This is a genomic window from Ekhidna sp. (genome assembly GCF_039960695.1).
GTDB lineage: Bacteria > Bacteroidota > Bacteroidia > Cytophagales > Cyclobacteriaceae > Ekhidna.
On record NZ_JBDVKP010000008.1, the window covers coordinates 1 to 21337 of the forward strand.

A 21337-nucleotide genomic window follows, 5' to 3' on the forward strand; every position below is an offset into this window, starting at 1 on the left:
AAGTGGAGTCGGAGGGATTCGAACCCTCGTCCAGCTAAGGAAACCATAGACCTTCTACATGCTTAGTTATTCTTTTAATCTCGAATCTCAGGCTGGCGAATAACTACCCACCTGAAAAACCAGTTGCTTTATTTCACTCATGACCCGCAACACTGCCTTGAGCTATTCCTTATTTTCGACACCCCAATTCCTCGCCCTAAGGACAACAGCAAGGTAGGATGTGACAGGGGGAACCTATGTGGCTCAACCCTATATAAACTCTACTTTAATTTGAGATTATGCTGCCATAGCGTAGTTAGACTCGCCAATTACAATTTGGAACGCATTTATTGCGGATGTACGCTCGCCACCCGGCATGCTAGCATATGCTTTGCACTTCCTGTCGATTCCGGTCGACCCCATTAAGTAAAAGAACTACACAAAGGTAAGCAATACCTTTCGGGACAGTAAGACATTTGAAAAGAAGAAATGGTTCTAATTTGATTGCTCTTTTTCAAAATAAAGTTTGATTTTCAATTTCCCATACCAGCTTGGTTTTTCACCACCTGGATAGGTCTCGTCAAACATATTGAAAGAATATAATCCATCGATATAATTTACCTCATACACTTGCTCACCACCTTCAAAGCCTGGCACCTTGGCAAAATCCGGTGAAGCCTTAAATGTCCCCTCTGTATACGTATATGCGCCACTATTGAATGCAAACGATCTGAACCCGGCCAATATTTCTTCCTCCGTTGGTGAGGAAAGATTCTCGAATGCTTTTCTGGGATTAAGCCCAGGATTATATGCGATGGCATATCGCAATGGCGCCAAAACAAGAAAGCCAGATTGTGACGGACTCACAGTGATGGTGGTGTCTGAATAGATGTAGTCAATTTTCTTGAGCTGGTAACTTCCTAAAAGATCTTCTTTAGAAAGATTTTGTGAATAACCAAATTGGGAAAGGATCAGGGTTATCGTAAGTAGGTTAAGCTTTTTGATCATGTTTTTTTGGTCTAAAACCCATCTGTTGTCAAAAACCCTTATAGAGAATTTTCTCAGGTCTGATCCTCTCTGTATCTTGCCGGCAGAATGGAGAATTTTGTGGTATCGGCACGTAAGTACAGACCGCTCGGTTTCGAGGAGGTAGTGGGGCAGGAGCATATTACCACAACGTTGGAAAACGCCATCAACTCCAATCATCTCGGGCAAGCGCTCCTCTTTTGCGGGCCAAGGGGTGTAGGAAAAACTACTTGTGCACGTATCCTTGCCAAGACAATCAATGGATTTGAAAATGAAGGCCCGGAAGGAACCTCAAATTTCAACATCTTCGAACTGGATGCTGCTTCAAACAACTCTGTAGAAGATATAAGAAACCTCATTGATCAGGTGAGGTATCCACCTCAGCAAGGAAAGTACAAAGTTTACATCATAGATGAGGTTCACATGCTTTCAACGCAAGCTTTCAACGCGTTTCTGAAAACGCTGGAAGAGCCACCCGAGTATGCCATTTTTATATTGGCTACTACAGAAAAGCATAAGGTAATCCCAACGATTCTTTCCAGGTGCCAGATATATGATTTCAACCGCATTGAGGTGAGCGATATCGTCAAACAGCTGGAAAAGATTGCTTCAAGTGAAAAGGTGGAAGCTGAGAAGGAGGCCCTCCATTTGATCGCTCAAAAAGCGGATGGAGCATTGAGGGACGCACTTTCCATATTTGATCTGATCACCACATTCTCCTCGGACGGTAAGATCACCTATCAGGATACCATCAAGAACTTACACATTCTTGATTACGACTACTATTTTAAATTGGTGGATGACTTGCTGGCGCAAAACATGGCCGGCACATTGATGCTGTTTGATGAAATTCTTAGAAATGGCTTTGATGGGAATAATTTCTTGAATGGATTCCAGCATCATTTAAGAAATCTTCTTGTTTCAAAGGATGAAAAAACCATCACTCTACTGGAAGTCACAGACAATTTAAAAACAAAATATGGCGAGCAAGCTGCCAACTGTAGCCCGTCTTTTTTACTTTCAGCTTTGAATATCTCCAATCAATTTGAGCTGAGCTTTAAGCAAAGCAAAAATCAGCGACTGCATGTAGAACTTTGTCTGATGAAGTTGGCACATTTGACCAGCGCGCTCACACTTAGCTCCTCTGATGACGGAGCAAAAAAAAAAGACCTGGCAGTAGCGTAAAAGAGGCTCAAAAAGAAACTTCAAAGCCAGAACCGCCCAAAGCCGAGCCTTCAAATACAGCAATCACTCCAGTTCAGGAAGACATTCCACCTCCGCCTACGGAGGAACCACAGCCATCAACTGTTGATGAGGTAAACGAGCAGCCAGAACCTCCTAAGTCCAAACCAAGTCCGGTTGTAAGACCATCCACTTCGGATAAACCGAAAGAGACACCTAGCATATTTGGGAAGAAGAAATCCAAGGAGCAAGCAGAAGAGACAGCCTCTATAGTTGAGAAAAAGGAAACGGAGTTTTCGGAGGAAGATTTGCAGAAGACTTGGAAAAAATTTGAAGAACAGAAAACCGATGCTGGAGATACGGAGAGGTTAGTACTTAGTAAGTCTGTGAAAAAGGGAGATAATCACAGCATTATCATCATGCTGGGGAGTCAGCTGGAGGTTAGCTTTTTAGAGAAGTTTGATACTGAGCTGGTGCAATATTTCCGATCAGAACTGGAGAACGATCACATTGTCTTACGTACAGAAATTGCAGAGATCAAAGATGAGAAAAAGCTGTATACCAGCACGGATATCTTTGATTACATGGTCAAACAAAACCCAGATCTAAAGGACCTCAAAGATCGATTGGGGTTGGATTTTGACTATTAGATTCTAAAAAATCTACCATTCATGACTTATCGCTTAAGACACTTTGAAAACAACATGCAGATTGTATCCTCGCTTGGTTGGATCTTGGTCATCGTTGGGATCATAACACTATTCTCTGGGCCAATACCCGCTGCAGCTATTTTGATGGTCTTTGGAGCAGGGCTCATTTGGTGTCAATTGAGAGGTAAGAGTATTACGGTAGATACCAAAGAAAAAATCATAAAGTCAGGCAATGATATCAAAGCAATCAAAAGCCCTACAATGGTGTACATCAATGAGGTCCAGGTATCGCAAAATGTAAATTCCCGAGTACAATCGGCAAACGTTAAGATGTATTTCTACAAAGCTTATATCCAGGATGGGGAAGAGAGCCATCTGATCTCTTGCAACAGGAATGATACACGCGACATGGAGGCGTTGGAGAACATTGCGAAAGATCTGCAAATACCTTTTGAGATGAATTACTAGCGCTGATTAATTCTAAATTCTATTGCTCCCCATACACCTTCAAATCCTGCCCTACATTCAAGTCGAAACCGGACATTCCGTTTAGGTCCATCACCTCATCCACCGTCATGTCGTATTTGCGGGAGATGGCATAAAGTGTTTCACCTGGTTGCACCGTGTGGATGATGATATGCTTGCCAGCAGAAGCCTCCTCAATAGGCGCTTTCACCTGGATATTTTGACCGATCTTCAATGCGTCTGGATTGGGAAGTTCATTCCATCGCAACAAATCATCCATTTTCACTTCGTACAGCTGCGCGATTGCCCAAAGAGATTCTCCGGAAGCTACCGTATGGATTTTCACCTTTCTCAATCGTTCTTCCTTCATGTCAACTTCCGGAACTACAATAGGAGGCACCTCTTCTTCAATTATTTCTTCATCAATGGACTCTTCCACCGACTCTTTAGAAATTATTGTGTCTTCCACGTTATTAGTAGAAGCTGTTGCCTTTGCAGTAGGTTTTGTGATAACAGGACTGGTAAGTTTATGATAGGCTATTGGCTCGTCCGAAGGTCTGGTTTTATTCATCCATAGCACTCTTCCTGGCTTCAGCTCATCTATGATACTCATTCGATTCATGCTCGAAAGCTTGCTCAACTTGATGCCATATTGTTGTGATATATCCCAAAGCGTCTCGTCAGGCTTGGCCACATGGAACCCAATTTTTGCTTTTCCTTTTTTCTTTTTGATGTAATAGAATTCATTCGGAATGATCTTATCCGATTCATTCATTTCGTTGTACTTTCTAAACTTCTTTTCAGAAATACCAGATCTTGCTGAAATGCTATGCACATCATCTGTCTCTCTAGCCAAGATTGATGGAATCCCATTCAATGGTATAATGGTCGATTTGTTGGCTTCCGTAATACCGGGTGTTAGTTCAGTTGGGTAAATCTTAGTTTGTGGTTCTGAAATCTTATTACGCTTGGTGGTGTTTTCTGCTACAAGTCGCTTCGGAGGCGTTCCTTTTTTCGGTATCATCACCGAGTATGTTTTATCCGTTGGGACAGATCCGCGCAATAACCATTTGTTATATTTTTTGAGTTCCTCAAGATCTACTTTTTCCTGTCTTGCAATCTGCTCAAGGGTTTTTCCTCCTGCATTAGTCACCTCATCCAACCAGATACCTTCTGAATGTGGAAGACCAAGTGAAGGAGTAAAAGCAACTACGTGTGCAATGAACTTCTTTAGATACCAATAAGTGTTCGTCGTGATTGTAAGCTTCTTCTTTCCATAGTTTGACTTGTCTGTGTGGCTTTTAGCACCACCGGCACCTGCCTGATACGCAATGACGGCATAGGCCCAATTGTCAAAATAGAAGTTGTTGGAATTGAAATACTTACCTGATCCTCTGGAGGCAGAAACGATATTGAGTCTTTCGTCCACCTTTCGATCTACCACCAGCCCAACTTCCCTGGCTGTAAAATCTTTGAATTGCCAGAACCCGACCGCATTGGCTGATGAGACCGCATCGGATATTAGCGCGCTCTCCTGTATGGCCAAAAACTTAATTTCATCTGGAATGCCCGCTTTCTTATGTTCCCGCTCAATGTATGGAAAATATAAGTTCATGCGATCAACAAGGATTCCATAATAGGTTTGGCTTCTAGTCAGTCGGTCTACATCCTTTTGGATTTGCTTACGTGCAGATTCATTGATGGTGAGGTGAACATCCCCAATCTTCATTTCTCTAGGCACGGTTTGAGAAAATGCCGTCAGGTTCACCAGTAGGAAGAGTACCCATCCTGAAACCTGAAACTTATAGCTTAAACCTTTCTTCATATCTTTCTCAATATCATCAATCCGTCACGGATGGGGAATAGAACGTTTTGAACCCTGGAATCAGTATGCATTTTTTCATTGAAACCTTTGATTGACTCAGTCGCCTTATCCTGCTTGTTTTTATCAAATACTTTGCCACTCCAAAGCACATTATCAGCAATGATAAACCCTCCGGTATTTACCTGATCTATTACCTGATCAAAATAATTGGCATAATTCTCTTTGTCTGCGTCTATAAAAACCAAATCCCATCGCTCCTTTAAAGTAGGAATTACGTCAATTGCATTTCCAACGAGCATTTCAATCTGATCTGAATGATTTGATAACTCAAAATATTTCTTTGAGCGGACTGAAAGCTCTTCATTATTGTCAATGGTGATGAGCTTGCCATGGGGCTGCATGCCTTCTGCCATACTGAGTGCCGCATATCCAGTGTAGGTGCCAATTTCCAGGATGTATTTTGGCTTGATCATGTGCGAAAGCATCGATAACACACGACCTTGAAGGTGGCCGGAAAGCATCCGTGGTTTTAATACATGGAGGTGAGTTTCCCTGTTGATCTGCTGAAGCAAATCAGATTCAGGCTCTGAGTGATCTTCCACATATTCTTGAAGACCTTCTGGTAGAAATTCCATGTACGTAAAGATAAGAATTATTCCGGCAGATACGTCAAAGCACTCATCTGATCAGTTGGTAAATATTGCGTGGCCAGCTGTTGAATATGATCAGATGTGATACCATCAATTTTATCAAATACACTATTAATGTCCGGTACTTTATTTAGGTCCAGTTGACTTTTGGCCATCATCAGCATGATGGCATTTTTATTTTCTTCTGATAGCGCCATCTGTCCTTTGATCTGATTTTTAGCCTTATGAAGCTGCATATTTCCGAGTGGTTTGCTCTTCATCATTTCTATTTCCCGCAAAATGATTCGTTGGCTTTTCTTTAGATTTTTTGGATCTGTAGCAAAGTAGATTGCAAATTGGCCTACTTCTAAATACGGAGCATAACTGGCATCCACACCATAAACCAACCCATGCTTTTCTCTGAGACTTAGGTTTAGACGTGAACTCATGCTTGGGCCACCAAGTAGATTCACCAAAAAGAAAAAGGGGATGCGATTTTTATCTTTAATACTCAATGAAGGCATACCCATGGCAAAGTGAGCTTGACTGATGGTTTTCTTCATTTCTTTTCGAGATGGCTGATATCCCGAGAACCATTGACGATCAGGAGTGTGGTTCTTATGCGGTATGTCTTTAAGATATTTGGTAGCTAATTTTTGAATCTTCTTAGCGGAGTAATTCCCAACACTTGAAAGAATGATTTTTTCGGTATTCAGGTTACGATCCAAAAATGCTCTAAAATCACCTTTTTGGAACGATTTTACTGTTTCCTCTGTGCCGAGAATATTTCTTCCTAGCGGATGGTTAGGAAAAAGTAATTCATCGAATTCATCTTGAATGGAATCTTCCGGCGTATCTCGATACATGCTCATTTCCTCCAGTATGACCTGCCGCTCTTTTTCAATCTGCTTTTCTGGGAAAGTAGAATTGAACGTGATATCGCAAAGAAGTTCTACTGCCTTATCTAAATGAATGTCTAGAAGAGAGGCATAAAAGCATATTTTTTCTTTGGTTGTATAGGCGTTTAGCTCGCCACCAAGTGACTCTAACCTGTTGATGATATGGTATGAGCTACGCTTAGTTGTGCCCTTAAAAACCATGTGCTCAAGAAAGTGCGCAAGCCCCTGTTCTTCAAGTGATTCATCCCGACTGCCGATATCCAGCATGATGCCGACGTGGGCGATCTTGGTATGGTTTACTTCTTTGTGGATGATCCGAATGCCATTCGGTAATTCGATCAGCTCATATTCCTTCTTGCTCATTGGAGCGCAAAGGTAGGATGAAGTTGTTAGTAATGTATCCTGAGTTTAAACTAAAGAGTTATTTGGGTTCAGCAACAATTGGTAATTTTTTCATTGCCTTTTCTACTCCGCTCCATATTTCAGCTTTGTCATAAATCGGATTTAGCTCCATATACCGTACGGCATTGGATCGCCACACCAGCTCTGATTTTTTTCGATCTATCACGTCAATTATCAAGCTGCCTTTTAAGAATTTCTCATATGCTGGATACGCGTGATCCATCCACGCAATTTCTGGCATCAATCCATCATATGTATTGGCTATTTCTGCAGAATCCTCTTTTAGGATCATGAAAAAATTAACTACTAGATCTGACGAATCGTCGCTTTGCTCATAGCCTTTTTGATACATATTGTAAGCGATAGCATTAGATATTTCATCCACTACCCGCTGATCAAATAAGTAATCGGGTCCTTGGTATGTAACCTCACATCCTTTTAACCAACACCATGTTTTAAAATCGTCGAATGATTGATCTGGTTTTTGATACGTCTTTACATTAACTGCGCATCCTGTGAGAATCAGAATAGAAAATATTGTAGATAGCTTTTTCATGAGTCCTTGACTTTGGTGCAAGTTCATGAAGTAGAGATTTGTTTCGGATGACGTCAATCAGTCGAGCGGATGAATAATGTCAACCAAACAATATAATGCGGGAGGTTGACTATTACATATTGATCAACTTGGTACTCAGATAGCTCTTCTCTTTTTCGTTTTTCGTTAGCGATATGGCTTTCTCCAGGGCATGCCTGGCTTCATCTCTATTTCCGAGCTTCATAAGCATCTCACTTTTAATGGCATAAAAGAGATAATATTCATCAAAGAACTGACTAGCTTCAAGTCGCTCAATTTCCTTAACACCAAGCAGTGAGCCGTGTACTTTTTCTAAAGCAACAACTCTATTGAGTTCTACAATCGGGCTAGTATTTACTTGTAGTTGTAGATCATAAAGGGCCAAAATATTTTCCCAGTCAGTTTCCTCAAAAGTCTTGGCACGGCAATGAGTGGCACTGATTGCAGCCTGAATTAAGTATTCATTGACGGCACCTTCCTCAGAAGCATTATCAAGGTAGATCAAGCCCTGTTGAATTAATTCGTCATCCCACTTTGTACGATCTTGATCTTCGAGTGTGATGACATTTCCATTTTCATCAGTGCGCGCATTAAATCGGGAGGTGTGAAAGTGCATAAGCGCGATAAGTGCGTTGGCAGCTGGGGTGTTGCAAATTTCACTTTCCAAAAGAACCCGATTCAATCGTATGGCATCTTCACATAGTTCTTTTCGAATTAATTCTTCTCCTTCAGCTGATTTGTATCCTTCATTAAAAAGTAAGTAGATGATCTTAAGCACCATATCCAACCGTTTCTCAATTTCGTGAGCAGGAGGGAGAATTAGCTTGATTTCATCCTTCTTAAATTTCTTTTTCGCACGGGTATATGCCTTTGCTACTGTTTCTTCTTTTTTTAGAAGCGAACTGGATATTTCGCGTATCGATAAGCCGCCCAGAATCTTCAACGTGAGAATGATCTGATACTCCTGACTCAGTGATGGGTGACAGCATGCAAACATCATACGTACCATGTCATCGTTGATTGATTCTAAGGATAACTCTTCGTTCATTTCTTCTGCACGTTCCGGTACTTCTTGATAATTTGTCTTCTGATCCCTTCTCAGCTGATCAATCATTTTATTTCTGGCGACTCTAAAAATCCATCCTGTTGGGTTGTCCGGAATTTGTGAGTATGGCCAGGTTTGCATCGCTTTGATCAATGCTTCCTGCACACTGTCCTCTGCAAGCCCCAAGTTGGACGCACCATACTTGCTGGTAAGGTGAGATACAGCTTTACCATATTCCGTTCGAAAAAAGTGATCTACAAGTTGCGAAGTTTGCATTGAGTGAACTAGCAATTAAGTGTCATCCTGAACGCAGTGAAGTATCTCTTGCACAAGAAGATAGCTCCTTCGTTTCACTCAGGATGACAATTTTAAAATAAATCGATTATCCACCCATATCAGTTATAATTTCTCTGACCTCAGTGGTTCCTCCGAATTCGAAAATCGGACAATCCTTAGATAATTCTACTGCGTGATCCAGGTCCTTTGCATCTAGATGAACATAGCCACCAACAATCTCTTTACCTTCAGTAAATGGTCCGTCGGTCACAATTTTTCCACCTGAACCGACTACTTTGCCTTCTTGCTGCAATGGGTAACCTTCGGCTTTCACTTTAGCCATCCATTCGCCCCATCGCTGCATGTGAGCTTGCATCTGCTCAGGTGATTGATTTTCATAGCCTTTATCACCGCCTCGGAATACATACAAATACTTTTTCATAATTTTTTAAGAGTTTTAGTTAAGTTAAATATTTCCCTAGAGACGAAACGTACAATGGATAATGGACAAATTGAGAATTAATAATTCTTATTTATTTTAAAATGATATGATTGAATTTGAAGTTGCTGACACCGAATTTTCTAAGGAGCTGATGGAATTTTGGCGAGAAAGTTTTCTGGCTGCTTACGGAGACATTCATTCGAAAGAAAATATAGCTGCCTATTTCTCAGAGAGCTATACCATGGATGAAGCAACGCGTATCTTATCCGAAGACAACTTTGTTTGCTTAAAGGCAAATAGAGATAAAAAAACGGTCGGAATAGCCGTTGTGAATCATCGGCTGTGTCCGCTAAAAAAAGATTTGGAGGCCTCAGAGTTAAAACATCTGTATCTACTCCCATCAGAATATGGTTCTGGCTTAGCTCAGGAAATGATGGATAAGGTGTTTGAGAGAGTTAAAAATGAAGGTAAGGAATATGTCTGGCTGAGCGTCTCTAAACTCAACAATCGAGCACAGCGTTTTTACGAGAAACTTGGATTTGAATTATTGGGAAGGGGAGATGATATTTATGTAGGTGATGAGGTGTTACCTTCAGAGATAATGCTCAAACGGATAGATTAATCATACTCCCACACCACTTCTAAACTCCCACCTTCCCATATTACTGTGCTGGATTGTGCGTCTTCCCTTCTTCTGATTTTCACTTTCAACTTGTCTGTTCGAATCACCTCTTTTTTGAGCACTTCCCAGCCTTTTTTATGGTAAACGGTGACATAGATTGTAGGATTTTTCAGTACCACTTCGATGCTTTTCTTTTGGGTGTGGGTCACGGTTATTGGTTCAACTTCTTTTCCATTCACTTGAGCAATTGCCAATCCAGCATCGGGAACACCATATCCTATGTAATTGTTTGGTGACGCCAGATTACCAGATTGCATAATTATTTTTTTTAGATCATGGTGATCCAGTGTAGCATCCATTTCCAAAAGGCATGCAGCCAAACCTGCAATGATAGGAGCAGAGAATGAGGTGCCCAATGAGGAATAGCAAGAAATCTCTGGCTTCACATAATCCAACCATTCGGGCCCTTTGGAAGTATATTTCATTCCATCCCAAACTTTGAACTTAGTAGCTCCAACAGTTAGTGCATTTTCAGCATCTCCCGGAGAACCCACAATTCGCCATTTATGATTACCATCGTTGCCAGCTGCCAAGACGAACAGGATGTTGTACTGCTTCGCAATTCGATTGACAGCCTGTGTTAAAATCGTACTCTTACCGTCAATTTGTTCAGGTTTGTAGTTTTCTCTTTTATCATTAAATCCAAAGTTGTATCCCAAAGAAATGTTGATGATTTGAACGCCTTCCTTGGCCATCCATTCCATCGCCTCAATAGCAAACTTCTCTTCCTGCCTGCGCTCGTATCCACCATGATCAGTACGTGCCAGGTAATAGGTTGCACCAGTAGCCAATCCATATTGCACCTTCCTTTCTTCATTCAATCCTCCAATCAGTTCCCAAACCTCAGTGCCATGCACATCGTCGAAAGCAGCACTTCCCGCAAAATCATCCGCATCGGGATCTAAGTAGTCCTTATACCCGGCAACTTGTCCATTTTCAAATAATTTTCTTAGAGATTCATTCTTGTCCGCTCTGAGGAAACCACCATCAATAATGCCAATTTTTACTCCTTTTCCAGTAAGCCCGGCCTCAATGATCGCTTGTCCATTGACCTGCTCCAATGCAAAGCTTAATTGCTGGCTAAATAGCGGAGCAGAGAGAAAAAGAAATGCTAATTTTAGCCACCTCATAGATAGAAGATTTTTTAAATCAGAACTAAGATAACCTATGCGCTACGATCCGATTGATAACCAGCTGTTTATTCAGAATCGCGAAAAACTTGCCAAACGTATGAAGCCTCGCTCAGTTGCGATTGTTCATGCCAACGATATCATGCCTACCAATGCTGATGGCACCATGAAATTTGTGCAAAATGCGAATCTATTTTGGCTAACAGGTGTAGATCAGGAAGAATCTGTTGTCTTAATAGCCCCAGACTTTCCGGACGAAAAAATGCGGGAGATTTTGTTTGTAAGAGAGACAAGCGAAGAAATCGCAGTTTGGGAAGGACATAAACTTACCAAAGATGAAGCTACGACTACTTCAGGTATTCAGAATGTAAAGTGGACATCCGAATTTGAAAGGACGCTTTACACCGTACTTGCAGAGTCTGATCATATATATCTGGACAGTAACGAGCACATCAGGAATGCCAGTGAAGTAGAAACCAGAAACGCACGATTTGTCAAAGAATGTCTTGAAAGATATCCGCTCTATAATTATGAGCGCCTGTTTCCTATCCTACAAGATTTGAGATGCATCAAATCTTCATTTGAAATTGATATCCTTCAGCATGCATGTAACATCACAGAGAGAGGGTTTAGACGAGTATTAGACTTTGTGAAACCTGGTGTAATGGAATATGAAGTTGAAGCAGAGTATCTACACGAGTTTGTAAGAAATAGGTCCAAAGGGTTTGCCTATACGCCTATTGTTGGAGGTGGAGGAAATTCATGCGTTCTACATTACATTGAGAATAATCAGGAATTAAAAGACGGAGATGTCTTGCTCATGGATGTTGGTGCTGAATACGGCAACTACAATTCTGACATGACACGTACCATTCCTGTTGGGGGAAAATTTACTGAGCGCCAGCGTAAAGTCTACGACGCAGTACTACGTGTAAAAAACGGCGCTACAGAAATGTTAAAGCCTGGCAATAAGATCCCTGAATACCATGCAGAAGTGGGTAAGTTGATGGAAAAGGAATTACTGGATCTTGGCTTGATCGACAAGACAGATATAAAAAATGAGAATCCTGATTGGCCCGCTTATAAGAAGTATTTTATGCACGGAACATCGCATCACATAGGTTTGGATGTGCATGATATTGCATCGATATATAAAGTGTTTGAGCCAGGAATGGTCTTTACCGTTGAGCCGGGTATTTATATTCCAGAGGAAAATATTGGTTGTCGTTTAGAAGATGATATTGTGATCACTAAAGAAGGTCACATCAATCTCATGGAAAACATTCCGATCCAACCAGAAGAGATTGAAGACATAATGAATAAGTAATATGGCTAGTACAAAATTTGATTCAGACAAAGCTCCTGAACCAGTAGGCTTGTATCCACACGCCAGACAAGTAGGTGATTTGTTGTTTCTTTCGGGAGTTGGACCAAGAGCACGAGGAGTAAAGAAAATACCAGGTGTTGAGCTGGATGATCAAGGCAATATTGAAAGTTATGACATTGCAGAACAGTGCCATTCCGTATTCAAGAACGTCAAGCTTATTTTGGAGGCGTCTGGCGCCACATGGGACGATTTGGTAGATGTTACCGTCTTTCTCACCAATATGAAAGACGACTTTAAAACGTATAATAAGATTTATGCGGAGTATTTCAAAGAGAATCAGCCTTGCAGGACAACAGTAGAGATCAGCTCACTGCCAACACCAATTGCAATTGAATTAAAATGCATTGCAGCAATAAAAAATTAATATGGAAGAGCAAGAATTAGTTTTATCAAAAGCAGATCAAAACAACTTTCTGGAGACAGCTAAATGGGGAAAATTCCTATCCATTGTTGGATTTGTTTTTAGTGGCTTTATGATTATAGCAGGATTCGTTATGATGGGAATCGGAGGTTTTTATGAAGAAATCCCGATGGCGCCAGCGGGTGTTGGTATCATTTACATCCTTTTTTCACTGATCTATATCTTTCCTTCCGTCTATCTGTTTCGTTTCAGTGTTCAGGTTCAAAGAGGCATAAGAGAGCAAAATAAAAAGCAGTGTTCGGAAGCATACAGCAATCTGCGGAGGTTATTTTTATTCATGGGAGTCTTTACCATAATCATGTTATCACTGTATGCGTTAGTCATTCTATTTGCCATTATGGGAGGAATGATGGGGGGAATGCTTTAATCTATAATCGAATTGCCTATTTTTGGGGCTTAATATTATTATGAATAAATCATTGGAATACAATACTCAGCGTGCTCACTTGAAACTGAGAGAGTATGGAAGGAATGTGCAAAACCTGGTAGCACACTTAAGAGTAATCACGGATCAAGAAGAACGAAACAAGAAAGCTGCCACTTTGGTAGAGCTTATGAAGTTGATCAATCCTGATTTAGGGAACGACATTGAGACCGACCAAAAGGTATGGGATGATCTTCATATTATCTCAAACTTTGAACTTGACATAGAAGGACCATTTCCAAAGCCGGATCCTTCCGTATTGGACCGAAAGCCGGAAAGGCTTAAATACTACTCCAATGAAATCAAATTTCGTCACTACGGTCGTAGCGTTGAGCTTTTGATAGATCAGGCGATAGCTATGGAGGATGCGAAAGAGAAAGAAGGAGCAATCGTCGCTATCGGAAGATTGATGAAGAGCTTCTTTCAAACCTGGAATAAAGAGAGCATTGAAGACGAGCAAATTCTAAAGAACATCAAAAAGATGTCAAAGGATCAACTTGATATCGATATTGAAACAGTTAAAGAACTGGGTCTCTTCGATTCTGATAAGAAACCTTCAGGTAGACGAAATAATAATAACAACAACAAAGGCCGTCGCAACAATCAAGGAGGCAAAGGTCGTCGCAATACCAATCAAGGCGGAAGAAGCAATAATCGCAGAAGAAATTAATTCGATTTTAGCTAAATAGTTGAATAGTTGATTGGTGAATTAGTCAGGTAACTCTTTATTTGTTAATTCTAATTCACTAATTAACTAATCACGAAATAATGTCATCTTTTCGGGTAGAAGGCGGTCACCAGCTCAACGGTGAAATCATTCCTCAGGGAGCGAAAAATGAAGCACTTCAAATCATTTCTGCAGTACTATTGACAGACCAAGAAGTGGTCATCAATAAAATTCCGCAGATACGCGATGTATTGAAGCTGATTGACTTGCTTGAAGACATGGGCGTTGACGTTTCCAAAAATGGAAATGAATCATACATATTCAAAGCTGCCAATGTCAATTTGGATTTCTTAAACACAGACGATTTTAAAGAAAAAGCTTCGGCCCTCCGAGGCTCCATAATGATTCTTGGACCACTCTTAGGACGTTTCGGAACCGGCCGAATGCCTAAGCCAGGTGGAGATAAGATTGGCAGAAGAAGACTGGATACTCACTTTGTGGGCTTTCAAAACCTTGGAGCCAAGTTTAATTACGATCCTAAGACATCATTTTATACCGTAGATGGCACCAATCTGAAAGGTGCATACATGCTCTTAGATGAAGCGTCAGTAACAGGTACAGCAAACATTATAATGGCAGCTGTCTTAGCGGAAGGTTTGACAACCATTTACAACGCTGCGTGTGAGCCTTATATACAACAGCTTTGTAAAATGCTCGTGCGCATGGGCGCCCAGATTGAAGGTGTTGGCTCAAACTTGCTAAGAATAGAAGGAGTGAAATCTCTTAAAGGAACCGAACATACATTGCTGCCTGATATGATTGAGGTTGGAAGTTTTATCGGTATGGCAGCTATGACAGGTTCAGAACTAACAATAAAAGATGCGCAGATCAAGGAACTCGGAATTATCCCGGATACTTTTAGGAGATTGGGAATAAAAATGGACTTCCAGGGAGACGATATTCACGTCCCAGCGCAGGAGCATTACGAAATTGAATCTTACATCGATGGATCGATCCTTACAATTGCAGATGCGATCTGGCCCGGATTAACCCCAGATTTATTGAGTGTTATCCTCGTCACAGCAACGCAAGCCAGAGGAACTGCACTCATCCATCAAAAAATGTTTGAAAGCCGTCTATTCTTCGTGGATAAACTGATCGACATGGGCGCACAGATTATTTTATGCGACCCTCATCGGGCAACAGTTATTGGTTTAGATCGAGCATATCCTTTGCGTGGAATCACGATGACCTCTCCAGATATACGAGCTGGGGTTTCTCTACTCATTGCGGCAATGTCTGCTGAAGGAATAAGCACCATTCACAACATTGATCAAATTGATCGTGGCTATCAGTTTATAGATAATAGACTTAATGCATTAGGAGCTAAAATCGAGCGGGTTAATTAGCATCTAAAAATGTTGTTGCACTATTAATACGGGCGCTTGGTGTATTTACTTCTATTTTGTATCGTAGACTTGCCCGACAGTCATCAGCAATGATGTTGTAATACATGTGCTTATGACCGTATTTGCCAGGATAGAAGGTGAGCGTTTCTTCATCAGTTTCTATGATATCAATGAATCCCTGGTTATAAAAATCTCTGATTACAAGGTGATATCCTCCTTTATACCTATAGTTGGGATTCACCCAGCTGATGGTAAGTGAGGTTGTATCGTTGTTTATTCTCACCAAGCCTTTTTGATCCAGTTCAATCCGATCTATTTCATAATGTCTATCGCTTCCGGGGACAGCCAATGTTTTATAGGTGAACCTACACATGATCATTCCTTTTTGTTTTAACACTTTTGTCAGCGCTAAATGAGTATCGTACCATACATTATGTCTGGCACTTTCAACACCAACAACATAGGCTCCTGGAGCTAGCTTCATATGCATGGCTGATTCAACATCCAGCGTGAGTCCACCTTTGGCGGCTATGTCAATTTTATCTTCCTTAGAAAGGAAATCACCCTTCTTGACCTTCTCTCCGCTATGATTACGGACCTTTTTGGCTTCAAGAACTTCATATTGTGCTTGGGCAAATGGAGTGCAACCGATAAGCAAAATGATCAATACTAATTTCATCTGAAGTTTCAGTCTGATAAATGATAAAAAAGTAAGTTAATTATTCATATTTTTTTCCTTGCTCCGCAATTCCAAATCCTTGTTTCAGCACATCAATATTAGTTTGCTGATCAAATAGTAGTGGATTCGTATGATTGAAATGAATGAAGATAACCTTATTTTTTAGCGATCGAGACTCTCCATCAAACAGGTCCATGGTTTCAGTTACAAACGGATGTGGAACTTCGCTCATGGCCCGATTGGGTAGTTCACCATCAGCATAAAAAGTGGCATCCAGGAAAGCATATGCTATGACCGGATCTTTGACCAATTCAACAATATTGCTATCCCATTTGCTCCATTTGTCAACATCTGGAATGAAGAGATAGCTTTTTCGCTTTTTATTAATCCTAAATCCTGCAGTTTCAGAAAATTCATCCCTGTGAGGAACTGTGAAAGCCTCAACGGAAAGATCTTCTTGTAGTATTACTGCCAAATCTTCGGCTAAGACAATAGGCTCAATATTGCCCAATGAAACCAGTTGACTCCATGGACCATTGGTTTTTAGAAATTCGATCATCCGTGGCAGTGCATAGACCTGAACTCCGTTGGCGCCCAATGCTTCTCTACCAAGTGTCATCAGACCCGTGTAGTGGCCAATGTGAGCATGCGTTAGAAAAATTCCAGAAGGTAAGTATGGATAGGCTCCTTGGGTCAATTCACTGAAATATTGCAACTGATCATCCATATCAGGCGATGCTTCAAAAAGCCACCATTGTTTACTTTCTTGATCTACAAATGCGAGAGAAGTGACAAATCTGGACAAATCAGGATTGTCGAACGCTTTCTGGCATTCATTTTGGCATCCGACATGAGGAAATCCACCGTCTTGTGCGGTTCCTAAAACTATGATGTGCTGGCCAAATGAAAGCTGAATAAGAAAAAAGAGAAGGAGGGTGCTTTTTGATCTCATAAATATAAATCTACTGGCTTAACACCTTATTAAGAAATATTAGGTTTTCATTAACAGTCCGTAAAGTTTGTTCTGATCTACTTTGAAGAAAAAACACATGAAAATCCTAATCCCATTCCTACTCCTCACGTCCTCAATCATTACATTTTCACAACCAATTAATCGTTCCTTTGAAAGCGCGAATGGAAAAATAACGCTGCTCGGTGAGGTCAACTTGACACGACTGAAAGCAGCACCTTTTGATGCGTGGTACACTGAAAATTATGAAGATTACCAGGTAAGTGATACTGAATTAAACTTAACCAAAGCAGACTCCATTACCATTTTTATGGGCACCTGGTGCGGAGATAGCAGGAGGGAAGTTCCTCGATTTCTGAAAATTCTAGAGTCGGCAGATTATGACCTCAAAAAACTTAAGATTCTTTGCTTGAACACAGGCTTTCAGAACTACAAGCAAGCGCCTGAACGGGAAGAAAGAGGCATAAACATTCATCGCGTGCCTACATTCATCTTTCATAGTGACAATGGAGAAGAGATTGGCAGGATTGTAGAAGAGCCGGTTGTTTCGCTTGAGGATGACATAAATACTGTTCTCACTGGCAAAACATACCATACAGCTTATCCTGTAGCCAACAAGCTTATTCAATACTTTGAGGAATATTCATTAAAAGAGCTTAGAAAAATGAAATCCAAACTACTGGACCAGTTCGAATCAGGAGAAAATATCTATGAACTGAACACTTATGGGTATGTGCTTTGGACGTCTTTCCAAATTCCAAAAGCTCAGTTTGTCTTTGAGCTAAATGCTGAACTATTCCCTGAAGAGGCAACGGTACACCAGACGCTTGCAAGGTTTATGGATTCGCTAGGCAAGAAAAAAGAGGCATTAATTTCGGTAAAAAAAGGACTTCAAGTCGAACCAAAAAATGCAAATCTTTTGGAATTGGGTGCACAGATCAGAGAAGAGGTAGATTGATAAAAAGCTGGATAACGAAAGTTATCCAGCTTTGATTGTTACCGTCGCTGAAGACTCACAGTGGTATTGACCCAACAGCCAATGGTCACTTGGTTGCCTTCTTCCTTTGATTCGTTGAAAATATCTTCTATGGATGGAAATTGTGCTTTAGAGGCTGTCATTTGAGCAGAGTTTCCCGCTTTTTTGTACATCTCATATGCTGCAATGAATATGGCGCGATCTTGCACTTGGCTCTTTTCTGCTTTACAATCATCGAAGCTCGTAAAGTATAAATTACCAATGAGGTTATAAGCTTCCGGACTGCCAGGTTTGGCACTCAATGCCTCATACGCAAGAGCGCGTGCCTTTGCTTTATTTCCCAGCTTGCTGTTGGCCACAGCCTGTCCCATGTAAGCACTGTATCTTTCATCGTTATTAGAGGCGAGTTTAAGTGCTTCGGCATGGTATTTTAATCCTTTATTTACCTCTCCATTGACTAAATATTTGTTTCCGATGTTGCTAGCTAGAACAAAAGATGGTTGTACTTTAAAAACCGGTTCACTTGCTTCGAGGAAGTATGGCTGATCGGTACATTTAGCTTCCAATGAATACTTAAATATTTTTTTAGCAGTGTTTAAATCTGTCGGGTTGGCTCTGAATTTAGGAACTAGCTTTTCTTTTATAAACTGACAGGATAAAATGCCTGGAATAGAGCTCAACCAAGCATCCGTCTTAGCTTGTTCTTTATCCAATTTATCAGCGTTCTCACCGTTCTTTCGCTTAATTTCTATAATATCTGAGATTTGAGTATGAATGTCAAGCACAGTTTCTGCAGGCATTTTATCGGGGAAGGCCTGATGATACTGCTTCGCCAATAGCATGTATGGATTTAAGTTGAATGTGGATATTTCAGGACCATTCATTTCATAAGCTTTGGAATATATTTCATATAGCATTGGATACTTAGATGGTGTTCTGTAATGCATTTTAAAAGCCTCGTATGCCTTACGATCCATAGTAGAGGCGGCATTATCGAAGTATTCAATACGCTGATCAAACATCCATAGAAGCGAATCTTGAAGACGCTCTTTTCTTTGCTTGTCGGATGTTTTCTCAATTATATTTTCAAGGCATTCGACGCCTTCAATATATATTGATTGATTAAGGTCTGGATTATTTTCATAAAGCCAGTTCAAAGGCTTCATTGCTTCTGAGTGCTTACTTTGTGCTATGAGTAGCTTATAATAAGCCTGTCTCTCCATGGCCTGAGTTTTCATGTTTGGATCTTTCGGCCAGTTCCAGCCTTCTTGAGCTACTGAAAAAGTAGATACAAACACAAGAAGTGTAAAAAGTGTCGATTTAGTCATGTCCTTTTGAGTTGAAATTTTTGGTTTTTGCCTTTTGATAAAATTATTCAGGCGAAAACAGTGCCAATTGATTATTACGCATGGTCAAAAAATGATTTGCAAAATGAATAATTTTTATGCTATTACGGCTGTGTATCACATTAGTTTTGTGTTAAGTTTTATCTAACAAACGCAACTGATGTTCAATTTTAAAGAAATTATTAGTGTTTCGCTTATTCTTTTCTCTGTGATCGACATTTTAGGCAGTGTACCTATCATCATCGACCTAAGAAAAAAGTTTGGCCATATCCAATCTGAGAAGGCCACGCTGGTTTCTGGCGTTATCATGGTTATATTCCTTTTTTTGGGCGAAAGTATTCTCAAACTCTTTGGAATTGACATCAACTCATTTGCCATTGCAGGTGCCATTATTATGTTCCTCTTAGGCATGGAAATGATCCTTGGATTGCAGTTTTTTAAATCTGACCCTGAAGAATCAAAAAGCGCATCCATTGTGCCTCTGGCATTTCCGTTGATTGCTGGAGCTGGAACTATGACTACTTTGGTATCCTTAAAGGCAGAGTATTCTACAGCCAATATCTTGATTGGAATAGTAGTAAATCTACTTTTCGTATATATAGTTTTAAAAACCTGTGGATGGCTGGAACGTAAAATTGGGCAAGCGGGCTTTAATATTCTTCGAAAAGTATTTGGTATTGTCCTATTAGCGATTGCAATTAAAATCTTTAAAAATCATCTATTGGCATGATAAAAATGTTTACGGATGGAGCTGCTAAAGGCAATCCAGGCCCAGGTGGCTACGGCACGATACTTAGATATGGTGATAAAGAAAAAGAGCTTTCAGATGGATTTCGAATGACAACCAATAATCGAATGGAGCTCTTGGCTGTTATTGCTGGTTTAGAAGCAATAAAAAAGCCAGGCTGGAATGTGCTTGTGGTATCGGATAGCAAATATGTAGTAGATTCTGTGACAAAAGGATGGCTAAAAGGCTGGGTAGTTAAGGATTTTAAGGGAAAAAAGAATCGAGACCTTTGGGAGCGGTATCTAAAAGCTGCAGCGCCACATGATGTAAAATTCAATTGGGTCAAGGGTCATGCTGGCCATCCAGAGAACGAACGATGCGATCAACTGGCCGTGGAGGCTGCTGAACGAAAAAACTTAAAAGTAGACGCTGCTTTTGAGAATGGTATGAACTGATGTTTTATTTTAGTACGTAATTACAGTAAAAGGATCAAAATGAATTTTAATAAAGGCTTTTTCTATTTTCTCTTTGCAGTTATTGTTATTGGCTCAATGGTTATATACTTCAAAATTCAACGCGATTTGAAGATGGAGAATCCGAACTTGACTGATCTGGCCACAGAGCCTGATCTGTTAATGAATACAGCGGACAGAACTTTGCAGGATCACAAATCACTTACCGCAATTAAATTTCTGGAAGACGCAATCAAGATGATGAAGCTTTTAGAGCAGGATGGTGATAGCATAAGTACCCAAGCAATAGAAATAGCCATTCGTGACCTGGAAGTTGTCGAAGGTCATATCAAAGCAGAAGATATCAATGATGATATAATGTATGAAGCGTTTGCAGACGCCATGAATTCACTAGCTTTTGCTTCGCTTAGAGTATCGGAACAATTTATCAGAGAAGGTAAAAAAGAAGAAGCCAGAGTGACGATCAATCATGCGATGGATCATCTTCAGAACTCTATCAGATTTGCGAGAGGACAGCAAAAAGAAGATGAAATTAAGATTGCAAGTCACCTTCAAAACTTGATTGATCAGCACCTTGAGAACGATATTTCACAAATTGACCTTGTAATGGCCGAAATTGACTCGGTAGTAAAAGCACACGTCATAAAGTAAC

Annotated in this window: 25 protein-coding genes and 1 other RNA gene; 13 read left to right on the top strand and 13 right to left on the bottom strand. The window is 40.5% G+C overall.

The annotated features are described in order from the left end of the window. Together ssrA and ABJG98_RS05020 are read right to left on the bottom strand one after the other, a co-directional pair. Nucleotides 1-400: a transfer-messenger RNA gene (gene ssrA / locus ABJG98_RS05015) on the bottom strand. A gap of 74 nt (nucleotides 401-474) precedes the next feature. Next, the gene (locus ABJG98_RS05020) at nucleotides 475-987 is read right to left on the bottom strand and encodes a hypothetical protein (protein ID WP_348278388.1); all 513 of its coding nucleotides are present in this window, start codon (nucleotides 985-987) and stop codon (nucleotides 475-477) included. A gap of 87 nt (nucleotides 988-1074) precedes the next feature. Between ABJG98_RS05020 and dnaX the strand changes: the two genes are divergently transcribed. Further along, nucleotides 1075-2190, top strand: coding sequence for a DNA polymerase III subunit gamma/tau (gene dnaX, locus ABJG98_RS05025; RefSeq protein ID WP_348278389.1), 1116 nt, complete (start codon nucleotides 1075-1077; stop codon nucleotides 2188-2190). A gap of 73 nt (nucleotides 2191-2263) precedes the next feature. Here dnaX and ABJG98_RS05030 read toward each other — a convergent pair whose 3' ends face one another. Then, a complete protein-coding gene (locus ABJG98_RS05030) occupies nucleotides 2264-2410 on the bottom strand; it encodes a hypothetical protein (protein ID WP_348278390.1) in 147 nt (48 codons plus the stop codon). 85 nt (nucleotides 2411-2495) lie between these two features. On the opposite strand from ABJG98_RS05030, the gene ABJG98_RS05035 reads away from it, so the two are divergent. Together ABJG98_RS05035 and ABJG98_RS05040 are read left to right on the top strand one after the other, a co-directional pair. Then, nucleotides 2496-2837: a hypothetical protein gene (locus ABJG98_RS05035; RefSeq protein WP_348278391.1), complete on the top strand. Its 342-nt coding sequence runs from the start codon at nucleotides 2496-2498 to the stop codon at nucleotides 2835-2837. A gap of 21 nt (nucleotides 2838-2858) precedes the next feature. Beyond that, nucleotides 2859-3305, top strand: coding sequence for a hypothetical protein (locus ABJG98_RS05040; protein ID WP_348278392.1), 447 nt, complete (start codon nucleotides 2859-2861; stop codon nucleotides 3303-3305). Between the two features lie 19 nt (nucleotides 3306-3324). On the opposite strand, the gene ABJG98_RS05045 is transcribed toward ABJG98_RS05040, so the two are convergent. The 6 genes from ABJG98_RS05045 to ABJG98_RS05070 all read right to left on the bottom strand — a co-directional run bounded on the left by ABJG98_RS05045 (nucleotide 3325) and on the right by ABJG98_RS05070 (nucleotide 9394). Then, complete coding sequence (locus tag ABJG98_RS05045; protein WP_348278393.1) at nucleotides 3325-5127, bottom strand: LysM peptidoglycan-binding domain-containing protein; 1803 nt, start codon at nucleotides 5125-5127, stop codon at nucleotides 3325-3327. Next, nucleotides 5124-5762: an O-methyltransferase gene (locus ABJG98_RS05050; protein ID WP_348278394.1), complete on the bottom strand. Its 639-nt coding sequence runs from the start codon at nucleotides 5760-5762 to the stop codon at nucleotides 5124-5126. The genes ABJG98_RS05045 and ABJG98_RS05050 overlap by 4 nt, the downstream gene beginning before the upstream one ends. A 17-nt stretch (nucleotides 5763-5779) precedes the next feature. Next, the gene (locus ABJG98_RS05055; protein WP_348278395.1) at nucleotides 5780-7018 is read right to left on the bottom strand and encodes a pitrilysin family protein; all 1239 of its coding nucleotides are present in this window, start codon (nucleotides 7016-7018) and stop codon (nucleotides 5780-5782) included. A 58-nt stretch (nucleotides 7019-7076) separates the two neighbouring features. Next, entirely contained in the window at nucleotides 7077-7613 is a 537-nt protein-coding gene (locus ABJG98_RS05060; protein ID WP_348278396.1) for a DUF4136 domain-containing protein, read from the bottom strand. A 112-nt stretch (nucleotides 7614-7725) separates the two neighbouring features. Next, nucleotides 7726-8952 carry a sigma-70 family RNA polymerase sigma factor gene (locus ABJG98_RS05065; RefSeq protein WP_348278397.1) on the bottom strand — a complete coding sequence of 409 codons (1227 nt, stop codon included), beginning with the start codon at nucleotides 8950-8952 and terminating at the stop codon, nucleotides 7726-7728. Between the two features lie 106 nt (nucleotides 8953-9058). Further along, a complete protein-coding gene (locus ABJG98_RS05070; RefSeq protein WP_348278398.1) occupies nucleotides 9059-9394 on the bottom strand; it encodes a YciI family protein in 336 nt (111 codons plus the stop codon). Between the two features lie 106 nt (nucleotides 9395-9500). Here ABJG98_RS05070 and ABJG98_RS05075 point away from each other — a divergent pair, with 106 nt between their 5' ends. Beyond that, on the top strand, nucleotides 9501-10016 hold the full coding sequence (locus ABJG98_RS05075) for a GNAT family N-acetyltransferase (protein WP_348278399.1): 516 nt from the start codon (nucleotides 9501-9503) through the stop codon (nucleotides 10014-10016). Here the strand turns inward: ABJG98_RS05075 and ABJG98_RS05080 are convergent. Continuing rightward, nucleotides 10013-11206 carry a S8 family serine peptidase gene (locus tag ABJG98_RS05080; RefSeq protein WP_348278400.1) on the bottom strand — a complete coding sequence of 398 codons (1194 nt, stop codon included), beginning with the start codon at nucleotides 11204-11206 and terminating at the stop codon, nucleotides 10013-10015. The genes ABJG98_RS05075 and ABJG98_RS05080 overlap by 4 nt on opposite strands. A 37-nt stretch (nucleotides 11207-11243) precedes the next feature. Between ABJG98_RS05080 and ABJG98_RS05085 the strand changes: the two genes are divergently transcribed. The 5 genes from ABJG98_RS05085 (at nucleotide 11244) to murA (ending at nucleotide 15514) form a co-directional block, all read left to right on the top strand. Beyond that, nucleotides 11244-12533, top strand: a complete 1290-nt coding sequence (locus ABJG98_RS05085; RefSeq protein WP_348278401.1) for an aminopeptidase P family protein — start codon at nucleotides 11244-11246, stop codon at nucleotides 12531-12533. Between the two features lies 1 nt (nucleotide 12534). Continuing rightward, the gene (locus tag ABJG98_RS05090; protein ID WP_348278402.1) at nucleotides 12535-12957 is read left to right on the top strand and encodes a Rid family hydrolase; all 423 of its coding nucleotides are present in this window, start codon (nucleotides 12535-12537) and stop codon (nucleotides 12955-12957) included. A 1-nt stretch (nucleotide 12958) separates the two neighbouring features. Further along, nucleotides 12959-13381, top strand: coding sequence for a DUF5362 family protein (locus tag ABJG98_RS05095; RefSeq protein ID WP_348278403.1), 423 nt, complete (start codon nucleotides 12959-12961; stop codon nucleotides 13379-13381). A 40-nt stretch (nucleotides 13382-13421) separates the two neighbouring features. Continuing rightward, entirely contained in the window at nucleotides 13422-14108 is a 687-nt protein-coding gene (locus tag ABJG98_RS05100) for a DUF4290 domain-containing protein (RefSeq protein WP_348278404.1), read from the top strand. 98 nt (nucleotides 14109-14206) lie between these two features. Beyond that, nucleotides 14207-15514: a UDP-N-acetylglucosamine 1-carboxyvinyltransferase gene (gene murA, locus ABJG98_RS05105; protein ID WP_348278405.1), complete on the top strand. Its 1308-nt coding sequence runs from the start codon at nucleotides 14207-14209 to the stop codon at nucleotides 15512-15514. Here the strand turns inward: murA and ABJG98_RS05110 are convergent. Both ABJG98_RS05110 and ABJG98_RS05115 read right to left on the bottom strand, forming a co-directional pair. Beyond that, nucleotides 15507-16193, bottom strand: coding sequence for a hypothetical protein (locus ABJG98_RS05110; protein WP_348278406.1), 687 nt, complete (start codon nucleotides 16191-16193; stop codon nucleotides 15507-15509). The genes murA and ABJG98_RS05110 overlap by 8 nt on opposite strands. 40 nt (nucleotides 16194-16233) lie before the next feature. Beyond that, on the bottom strand, nucleotides 16234-17145 hold the full coding sequence (locus ABJG98_RS05115) for an MBL fold metallo-hydrolase (protein WP_348278407.1): 912 nt from the start codon (nucleotides 17143-17145) through the stop codon (nucleotides 16234-16236). A 97-nt stretch (nucleotides 17146-17242) separates the two neighbouring features. Between ABJG98_RS05115 and ABJG98_RS05120 the strand changes: the two genes are divergently transcribed. Beyond that, a complete protein-coding gene (locus ABJG98_RS05120; RefSeq protein ID WP_348278408.1) occupies nucleotides 17243-18121 on the top strand; it encodes a hypothetical protein in 879 nt (292 codons plus the stop codon). A 38-nt stretch (nucleotides 18122-18159) separates the two neighbouring features. On the opposite strand, the gene ABJG98_RS05125 is transcribed toward ABJG98_RS05120, so the two are convergent. Continuing rightward, entirely contained in the window at nucleotides 18160-19467 is a 1308-nt protein-coding gene (locus ABJG98_RS05125) for a tetratricopeptide repeat protein (RefSeq protein ID WP_348278409.1), read from the bottom strand. Between the two features lie 178 nt (nucleotides 19468-19645). Between ABJG98_RS05125 and ABJG98_RS05130 the strand changes: the two genes are divergently transcribed. Genes ABJG98_RS05130 through ABJG98_RS05140 form a run of 3 tightly spaced genes read left to right on the top strand, consistent with a single transcriptional unit; the run spans nucleotide 19646 to nucleotide 21336 of the window. Then, a complete protein-coding gene (locus ABJG98_RS05130; protein WP_348278410.1) occupies nucleotides 19646-20215 on the top strand; it encodes a MarC family protein in 570 nt (189 codons plus the stop codon). After that, entirely contained in the window at nucleotides 20212-20667 is a 456-nt protein-coding gene (gene rnhA, locus ABJG98_RS05135) for a ribonuclease HI (RefSeq protein ID WP_348278411.1), read from the top strand. The genes ABJG98_RS05130 and rnhA overlap by 4 nt, the downstream gene beginning before the upstream one ends. A gap of 39 nt (nucleotides 20668-20706) precedes the next feature. Further along, nucleotides 20707-21336, top strand: coding sequence for a hypothetical protein (locus tag ABJG98_RS05140; RefSeq protein WP_348278412.1), 630 nt, complete (start codon nucleotides 20707-20709; stop codon nucleotides 21334-21336). Nucleotide 21337: the final 1 nt, after the last annotated feature.

Coding starts and splice junctions, on each gene's coding strand:
- ABJG98_RS05020 (WP_348278388.1), bottom strand. CDS start 987: ATGATCAAAAAGCTTAACCTACTTACGATAACCCTGATCCTTTCCCAA.
- ABJG98_RS05070 (WP_348278398.1), bottom strand. CDS start 9,394: ATGAAAAAGTATTTGTATGTATTCCGAGGCGGTGATAAAGGCTATGAA.
- ABJG98_RS05030 (WP_348278390.1), bottom strand. CDS start 2,410: ATGCTAGGTGTCTCTTTCGGTTTATCCGAAGTGGATGGTCTTACAACC.
- ABJG98_RS05045 (WP_348278393.1), bottom strand. CDS start 5,127: ATGAAGAAAGGTTTAAGCTATAAGTTTCAGGTTTCAGGATGGGTACTC.
- ABJG98_RS05125 (WP_348278409.1), bottom strand. CDS start 19,467: ATGACTAAATCGACACTTTTTACACTTCTTGTGTTTGTATCTACTTTT.
- ABJG98_RS05095 (WP_348278403.1), top strand. CDS start 12,959: ATGGAAGAGCAAGAATTAGTTTTATCAAAAGCAGATCAAAACAACTTT.
- ABJG98_RS05110 (WP_348278406.1), bottom strand. CDS start 16,193: ATGAAATTAGTATTGATCATTTTGCTTATCGGTTGCACTCCATTTGCC.
- ABJG98_RS05100 (WP_348278404.1), top strand. CDS start 13,422: ATGAATAAATCATTGGAATACAATACTCAGCGTGCTCACTTGAAACTG.
- dnaX (WP_348278389.1), top strand. CDS start 1,075: ATGGAGAATTTTGTGGTATCGGCACGTAAGTACAGACCGCTCGGTTTC.
- murA (WP_348278405.1), top strand. CDS start 14,207: ATGTCATCTTTTCGGGTAGAAGGCGGTCACCAGCTCAACGGTGAAATC.
- ABJG98_RS05065 (WP_348278397.1), bottom strand. CDS start 8,952: ATGCAAACTTCGCAACTTGTAGATCACTTTTTTCGAACGGAATATGGT.
- ABJG98_RS05050 (WP_348278394.1), bottom strand. CDS start 5,762: ATGGAATTTCTACCAGAAGGTCTTCAAGAATATGTGGAAGATCACTCA.
- ABJG98_RS05060 (WP_348278396.1), bottom strand. CDS start 7,613: ATGAAAAAGCTATCTACAATATTTTCTATTCTGATTCTCACAGGATGC.
- ABJG98_RS05130 (WP_348278410.1), top strand. CDS start 19,646: ATGTTCAATTTTAAAGAAATTATTAGTGTTTCGCTTATTCTTTTCTCT.
- ABJG98_RS05040 (WP_348278392.1), top strand. CDS start 2,859: ATGACTTATCGCTTAAGACACTTTGAAAACAACATGCAGATTGTATCC.
- ABJG98_RS05080 (WP_348278400.1), bottom strand. CDS start 11,206: ATGAGGTGGCTAAAATTAGCATTTCTTTTTCTCTCTGCTCCGCTATTT.
- ABJG98_RS05075 (WP_348278399.1), top strand. CDS start 9,501: ATGATTGAATTTGAAGTTGCTGACACCGAATTTTCTAAGGAGCTGATG.
- ABJG98_RS05120 (WP_348278408.1), top strand. CDS start 17,243: ATGAAAATCCTAATCCCATTCCTACTCCTCACGTCCTCAATCATTACA.
- ABJG98_RS05055 (WP_348278395.1), bottom strand. CDS start 7,018: ATGAGCAAGAAGGAATATGAGCTGATCGAATTACCGAATGGCATTCGG.
- ABJG98_RS05115 (WP_348278407.1), bottom strand. CDS start 17,145: ATGAGATCAAAAAGCACCCTCCTTCTCTTTTTTCTTATTCAGCTTTCA.
- rnhA (WP_348278411.1), top strand. CDS start 20,212: ATGATAAAAATGTTTACGGATGGAGCTGCTAAAGGCAATCCAGGCCCA.
- ABJG98_RS05090 (WP_348278402.1), top strand. CDS start 12,535: ATGGCTAGTACAAAATTTGATTCAGACAAAGCTCCTGAACCAGTAGGC.
- ABJG98_RS05140 (WP_348278412.1), top strand. CDS start 20,707: ATGAATTTTAATAAAGGCTTTTTCTATTTTCTCTTTGCAGTTATTGTT.
- ABJG98_RS05085 (WP_348278401.1), top strand. CDS start 11,244: ATGCGCTACGATCCGATTGATAACCAGCTGTTTATTCAGAATCGCGAA.